Annotated in this window: 6 protein-coding genes; 4 read left to right on the top strand and 2 right to left on the bottom strand. The window is 56.2% G+C overall.

The features are described 5' to 3' along the window. Positions 1-600: 600 nt before the first annotated feature. Both VAE48_RS04490 and VAE48_RS04485 read right to left on the bottom strand, forming a co-directional pair. Positions 601-1,308, bottom strand: a complete 708-nt coding sequence (locus VAE48_RS04490) for an NBR1-Ig-like domain-containing protein (RefSeq protein WP_322792125.1) — start codon at positions 1,306-1,308, stop codon at positions 601-603. A 180-nt stretch (positions 1,309-1,488) separates the two neighbouring features. Continuing rightward, on the bottom strand, positions 1,489-2,208 hold the full coding sequence (locus tag VAE48_RS04485) for a response regulator transcription factor (protein WP_322792124.1): 720 nt from the start codon (positions 2,206-2,208) through the stop codon (positions 1,489-1,491). 660 nt (positions 2,209-2,868) lie between these two features. Here VAE48_RS04485 and VAE48_RS04480 point away from each other — a divergent pair. The 4 genes from VAE48_RS04480 (at position 2,869) to VAE48_RS04465 (ending at position 7,019) form a co-directional block, all read left to right on the top strand. Beyond that, positions 2,869-3,468 (top strand): bifunctional nuclease family protein, encoded by a 600-nt coding sequence (locus VAE48_RS04480; protein WP_322792123.1) that lies wholly within the window; start codon positions 2,869-2,871, stop codon positions 3,466-3,468. 104 nt (positions 3,469-3,572) lie between these two features. Continuing rightward, a complete protein-coding gene (dnaB, locus tag VAE48_RS04475; protein ID WP_322792122.1) occupies positions 3,573-4,964 on the top strand; it encodes a replicative DNA helicase in 1,392 nt (463 codons plus the stop codon). Then, a complete protein-coding gene (locus VAE48_RS04470) occupies positions 4,964-5,659 on the top strand; it encodes a DnaD domain protein (RefSeq protein ID WP_322792121.1) in 696 nt (231 codons plus the stop codon). Before dnaB ends, VAE48_RS04470 begins: the two co-directional genes overlap by 1 nt. Further along, positions 5,637-7,019, top strand: a complete 1,383-nt coding sequence (locus VAE48_RS04465) for an ATP-binding protein (protein WP_322792120.1) — start codon at positions 5,637-5,639, stop codon at positions 7,017-7,019. Before VAE48_RS04470 ends, VAE48_RS04465 begins: the two co-directional genes overlap by 23 nt. Positions 7,020-7,131: the final 112 nt, after the last annotated feature.

The raw sequence follows: 7,131 nt of genomic DNA, 5'->3' as shown, positions 1-7,131 counted from the left end.
CACATTGGGGGGAAAGGATGCAACGCGCCGGCGGCGGCAGTTAGCGGGCTGCCGCCGGCGCGTTGCATCCTTTCCCCCCAATGTGCTATAATTAAATGGCACAGAGGGCGCTGACCCGTGTCCCTGTGTTCCCCCTCACCCGGGCGGCACCCCGCGGTGAGGGACTTTTTTTGCCTGTCAAGGTTCAAACAGATGCTGGCGGGGAGTTGAGGGGCTGAAAACAAATAAACCGACCCTCCTGGTGGTCGGTTTCGCCACTGGCTCCCTGCAGGCGTTCCCCCCTTGGTGCTGGGTTTGGCGACCAGACAAGCCGCCCGCAGTTCACTGCCCCCACACTCGAATGCTTTACTCCCCTGTGATTATATTTTTATATTAATAACTGATGAGAGAAAAGTCAATAGTTTTTCGCCTCGCGGCGAAAAATTTAAGAAAGTTCTAATCATTTCGATTGTGGGGAAGATTTGTCCGATTTTTGAATCGGTAGTCGGCTGGTTAAGGCTCTCGCCACCGACGCCTCCCCCAATTTCGTCGAAGGGAAACCGGGGGAGGCTTTGCGGCTGCGACCGGCGCAAAGTGGCTGTTTCAGGGTCGGGCGGTGTGTCAGCGGGTGACCTGAATCTCGATGGTCACCGAGCAGTACACGTTGCTGCTGTCCACCAGATTCCAGGTGGCTTTGTAGCTGCCGGCGTTATCGGGGGCGAGCATGTCCACCACAAAGGTGTATTCTTCACCCGGTTTGACATCTTTGCCCAAATCCACTGCGTCGGCGTACTTTTGCATCTTCTCACCGCTGACGTATTTCAAGTCCACGTTGGCGGCCAGCCAGTCTTTGCTGCCGTTGTTCTTCAGCGTGAAGCGGGCGTCGAAATCAGCCCGGTAGGGCAGTTTGCTGCCGGCTTTCGGCTCCACCTTGACCACCGCGCAGGAATACGGGCTGGGGGTGGCGGTGGGGGTGGCGGTGGCGTTGGAGGTTGCCGTTGCGGTGAAGGTGTTGGTGAAAATCGGCACAGGCGTCCAGGTGGGCGGAGGCGGGGTTGGGCTGATCTCCGGTGTGGCGGTCGGCGGCTGGGTCGGCTGCGGGGTTGCCGATGGAATCGGCACAAACGGTTCGGTGGGGCGCGCCTGTTCGGTCTGGGTGAATTGCGCCTGAATGGTTGATACGGCTTCGGTGGCGGCCGCGTTGAGGGTGGCCTGGAAGGCAAGCGGGTCAGGGGTGGGCTCACCGCCGCCCAGAATGCCGCAGCCGCTGGCTACCGAAGCCAGCAGAACGGTCAGCGTCAGAAGGGGGAAAAGTCGTGAACGAGGCATGGTTACGCTCCTTGGTTATTTTTGAGATGGAAAAGAAACAACATTAAGACGATTTTAATGCCATTTTTGTTCCGCCGGAAAATCAGATTGTTTTAACATTCTATACAGGTTCAGCAAAAAATACCAGCCCCCAAGGGAAGGATTGCGGGCTGGCAGTTTGGCGGGGGTGTGGATTGGTCGTCAGGGGGTGTGCTGGGGAGATTCCACCGGGCGCAGGCGGCCGTTGAGGGGGTGGGTTTCTTCCAGATCCAGCCGGTAGCCCATGCCGCGAATGGTCTTGATGAAGCGCGGGTGGCGCGGGTCGTCCTCGATGGCCTGTCTCAGCCAGGAGATGTGCACATCCAGGGTGCGGGTATCGCCGGTGTATTGGGTTTCCCACACCCGGCTGAAGAGCACCTCGCGTTCGATGACCTGCCCGGCATGATCCATCAATTCTTTCAACAGGCGCACCAGGCGGGGGGTCAGCACGGCCTGATGATCGAGGCAGCGCACCGAGCGTTTTTTGAGATCCAGCGAAATTGGCCCGGCGCGCAGCACGTTCTTTTGTTCCTGCGGCAGAAAGGGTTTCATGCGGTTGAGCAGTTTTTGCAGGGTGAAGGGCAGGCGCAGCACCACATCAGCGGGGGAATCGTTGGCGGGCGCCGTGGCATCCAGAATCAGGATGATCGGCACGGCGGGAGCCTGTTCGCGCAGGGCAGTACAAATCCGCTTACCGCTGGTGCGCATCGAGGCCGCATCCAGAATAATCAAATCCGGGAGGCGTTCGCCGATGCGCTGCAATGCCGCGCTGCCGCTGGAGACGGTTTCGACGGAAAAGTTTTTCTTGGTCAACCCCGGTAAAAACGAATTGCGGTCGGGGCGTTTACCTTCAATCAGCAGTATGTGGATGTTTTCCTGCATGTTTTTGTTACCACCGTATGAGAAAAAGATTTTTTACATGCAACGGCTCAGGTAGGTTGATCACATGCCGTTAAGGCGCTTACCGTTAAAGTTCCCAATGGGGTTTGTGGCAAAACCGGCTTTGGATTTTATCAGAATTTTGCGAGTTTACTGCGACGACCGGACAACAAATTTGTTAAGATTGATCAAACACCCCGTTTGGCAATTGCCCGGTGTATTTCCCCGGCGGCCGTTTCATCCTTTTGAAACGCCTGAACCGGTTACCGCTGCGGATTTCGGCGGCTGCTTTGCGCGCCCGCCTGAGATAAAAAATAAGTGCATTCCAGCTGGTAAAGTGCGTTGAAGAATAATTCCCGCTGAGCTTTAAGCGGGAAGGAATGTTGGTAGATAGTTGCATTATACCTTAAGAACTTAAGAAATGAACAGAATCAAAAAATGTTAACATTCAAATGTTTCTGGTTGTAGGATGGTTGTTTCACGGGATAACGAACCGAAAGAGGGCTTTTGTCTGAACTTTGGGTGAATGCTGTTGCATCCCGTTCCCGCCCGTGTTAAAATAAAACCACAAGACCAGTGTGGATGCAGTGAAGCCTGCGGCGACTGGTGGGATTTGATCAACTCCCGGTTTGAAGGGAGAGAAAAGGTTGAAAGATGGCCCGAATGGTTGAAGTTGTCATTGACAGCGTGCGTGTCAGCCTGACCAATCAACAGCGCATTGTGGTGCTGCGGGAGATCAACGCAGAACGCTATTTGCCAATCTGGATTGGCCCGTACGAGGCAGAAGCAATCACCATTGCCCTGCAAGAAATTGAAGTTGCCCGTCCGCAGACCCACGACCTGCTCAAAAATTTACTGGCTACCTTCAATGCCCGCCTGGTGCGGGTTGAGGTGGTGGCGCTGAAGGATGATGTTTTCTTCGGCAATCTGGTGGTGGAATACAACGGGCATCTGGTGGAGATCGACTCACGTCCGTCGGATGCGCTGGCGCTGGCCGTGCGTGCGCATGTGCCGATTCTGGTGGCGCGCGAGGTCATGGAAACTGCCGGAATTGTACCCGAACGCGATTTGCAGGCGCCGGAAACTTCTGCGGCAGAGCCTTCCGCTGCGCCGGTTGAGGAAGACGACCTGAGCGAAGAACGTCTGTCGGTATTTGAAGATTTTTTACAAAACTTAAAGATTGATGATTTGAACGAAGATCAGGATGAAGAGGATAAGGACAAACCGGATCCTGATCCAGACAGCCCAAAGCCGGGCAAGTAAGCCAGAATTCAGCCGGGCGGGGAATGCCGCCCCGCCGGCTCAATTTTTAGTGGTTCATCACAGGGGGGCGTGTTGTATTTCAAATTTTCAGGTTTGACCCAAGCATGAGCGAAGATTTTCCACCCGTAGAAGACAGCCAGCTCTCCATGGATCAGGCTCACCCGCACAACCGCGAGGCGGAAGAGGCGGTGCTGGGTTCGATTTTGATTAACCCGGAAGTGTATTACGAGGTTGCGCAAATCCTCAAGCCGGAGGATTTTTACATCGTTCGCAACCGCTGGATTTGGGAAGCGATTACCCGCCTGCATGACCGGCGCGAGAAAATTGACTACCTGACCTTGACCCATGAGCTGGAAGAGAGCGGTCATCTGGTGGATATTGGCGGGCAGGCTTACCTGATGGCTCTGCTTGGCCAGACGCCGACTTCTTTGCACGCCGAAGCCTACGCGCGGATTGTGGAAGAGGCGTCCATCCGGCGCAAGATGCTTGCGGCGGCCAATGAAATGGCAAAGCTGGCACTCGACTCGCGTAAAAGCCTGGATACCCTCATCGGCGAGGCTGAAAAAGCCGTATTTGGGCTGAGCGAGCGGCGCATTCAGCGCGATTTACAGCCCATTGATGTGGTGCTGGGCGAGTACTACGAACGGATTGACCAGCTGGCACAGCGCAGCGATGAGATTTTTGGCGTGCCGACCGGGCTGGTGGATCTGGATAAATTGCTGGGCGGCTTGCAACGCTCCGACTTCTTGATTGTGGCTGGCCGCCCCGGCATGGGTAAAACCGGATTTTTGCTTTCGGTGGCCAAGAACGCTGCCCAAAAGCACCGCAAACGGGTGGCCATCTTTTCGCTGGAAATGTCGGCCGAGCAGCTGGTGCAACGCCTGATTGCTCAGGAAACCGGGATTGACACCCAGCGCTTGCGCAGCGGTAAACTGAGGGATGAGGAATGGGCGCTGTTTGCGCATGCCATTGAAGTGCTTGGCGAAACGGAAATCTGGCTGGATGATACGCCCGCCATTACGCCGCTGCAGTTGCGCACCAAATGCCGCCGGTTGCACATGGAAAAGCAGCTGGATCTGGTGATTGTGGATTACCTGCAATTGATGTCCGGTGACATCCGCACCGATAACCGCGTGCAGGAAGTGTCCAACATATCTCGCAACCTGAAAGTACTGGCACGCGAGTTGAACGTACCGGTGCTGGCGGCGGCGCAGCTTTCGCGGGCGGTTGAGCAGCGTGCCGACAAAAAGCCGGTGCTATCGGATTTGAGAGAAAGCGGGTCCCTTGAACAGGACGCAGATATTGTCATGTTCATTCACCGCCCGGAAGCAATGGAAAAAGATAGTCCGCGCCAGAATATTGCCGAAATCATCGTTGCCAAACACCGCAACGGCCCCACCCATCCGGGCATTGAACTGGTCTTTCTCAGCAATCTGGCGCGTTTTGACAATGCGGTCATCCTGCCGCGCGACTCTTCCGAAAGAGCAGGCCGCTGATGAAACCCTTTACCGGTTTTCCACCCGGCAAAACCCGCCTGACCCCTCTGCCAGCCGCTTTTTTCAGTGAGCTGCTGCCGCAGATAGATGACTTGAGCGAGTTAAAAGTGACGCTGTATGCCTTCTGGCTGCTTGACCGTATGGAAGGTGAATTTCGTTTTTTCCGGGCTTCCGATCTGACAGAGGATGAGCGGCTGCTGGAAGGGCTGGCAAAGAACCGCCGCCAGGCGTTAACGAACCTGCAGGACGCACTCGAACGCGCCGTCCAGCGCGGCAGCTTGTTGAAGGTCAATCTGGGAGAAGAAGACAGCCTGTATTTCCTCAATACCCCGCGCGGGCGGGCTGCTGTGGCGGCCCTGCAAAACGGAGAATGGTCGCCGGAGGACATTCAGCGCCCGGAAGTGCGGCTGACGCTGGAACGCCCCAACATCTTTCGCCTGTATGAAGAAAATATTGGCCCACTCACCCCGCTGATTGCCGAAACGCTGGAAGAGGCCGAAAAAACTTATCCGGTTGAATGGATTGAGGAAGCGATTCGCGCCGCAGTGGAAAGCAACGTGCGCCGCTGGCGGTATGTCGAAGCCATCCTGCGCGCGCGATTGGAGAGGAGCGAACATGAAGCCAATCGGGGAAAGTCTGAAAAAGATCGCCGACGCTATATCCAGGGAGAATATGGCGAATTTGTCGAACACTGAACGAGGTGAAACCTCACCCGGCGGGCAGCAGCCCGGCATGTTGGGTGATCCCAACTGCCCCATTTGCGGCGGCGTGGGGTTCGTGGCGCACGATTTACCGGTGGGTCACCCTGATTTTGGGAAATTGCACATCTGCACCTGCCGCCAACAGGAAGTGAGTGCCAGCGAGCGCCAGCGTTTGCTGCGCCTGAGTAATCTGGATGCCTTCCGCCACATGACCTTTGAAACTTTCAAGGTACAGGGCCGGCTGGGGCTGGGTGATCAACAGGCTCGTTCGCTACAGTTTGCCCATCAACAGGCGCAGCAGTATGCCCGTACGCTGCAGGGCTGGCTGCTGCTGATGGGCCCCTATGGCTGCGGCAAGACGCATCTCGCCGCAGCGGTTGCCAACGCCGTGGTCGAGATGGGGGTGGAAGTCATCTTTTTGACCGTGCCGGATTTGCTCGACTGGTTGCGGGCATCTTTCGGCGGGGGGGATGAATCCTTTGAACAGCGTTTGAACGAAATTCGCAATGTGCGACTGCTGGTTTTGGATGATTTTGGGACGCAGAACGCTACCCCCTGGGCGGAGGAGAAACTCTACCAGATCATCAATCACCGCTACATTCACCGCCTGCCGACGGTGGTTACCACCAATTTGCTGCTGGAAGAAATTGACGGGCGGATTTCTTCGCGCTTACAGGATGCGGAGCTGGTGACCCGCGTACACATCTACGCGCCCGACTACCGTTCGCCGGTCAGTGAAGAGGTGTGTTCTTCGATTTCAACCCTGTCTCTCCTGGCGGATCACACTTTTGGCACCTTTAACCTGCGCGAACACGAGAAATTACCGCCCGAAGACCGCGCCACCCTGCAAAAAGCCTTTGATGCCGCGGTAGCCTTTGCCGAAAATCCGCGCGGCTGGCTGGTTTTTATGGGCAGTTATGGCTGCGGCAAGACGCATCTGGCGGCGGCGATTGGCAATTACCGCAAAGGGGTGGGGGAAGAGCCGATTTTTGTGGTTGTGCCGGATTTGCTCGATCACCTGCGGGCAGCGTTTTCACCTTCCAGTACAATTTCTTATGACCGCCGTTTCGAGGAGGTGCGTTCTGCGTCATTGCTGATACTGGATGATTTGGGCACCCAAAGCGCTACGCCCTGGGCGCGCGAGAAGTTGTATCAGCTGCTCAATTACCGCTATAACGCCAAACTGCCCACCGTCATCACCACCGCGCAGGCACTGGATGAAATTGACCCGCGCATTCGCAGCCGCATGATGGACCGAAGAGTGTGCAACGTGTATGGTATCACGGTGCCGGCTTATGTTTCGCGCGGGGAAGCGCCGCCCAAACGCCGCGGCGCGCCCCGGCGCGGGGGATAGTTCTGGTACAATTATCAGACCAAAGCGGGCTGTAAAAGTTCAGGCCGTAAACAACAGGGGGGAAGCATAAACCATGGAAAAGGAGGAGAACCAATGCGACCTGTAGATTTGG

The sequence above is a fragment of the Bellilinea sp. genome, from assembly GCF_034432615.1.
Classification (GTDB): domain Bacteria; phylum Chloroflexota; class Anaerolineae; order Anaerolineales; family Anaerolineaceae; genus Bellilinea.
Note: the sequence above shows the minus strand (reverse complement) of the source record. Positions and strands in the feature narration are given on the sequence as shown.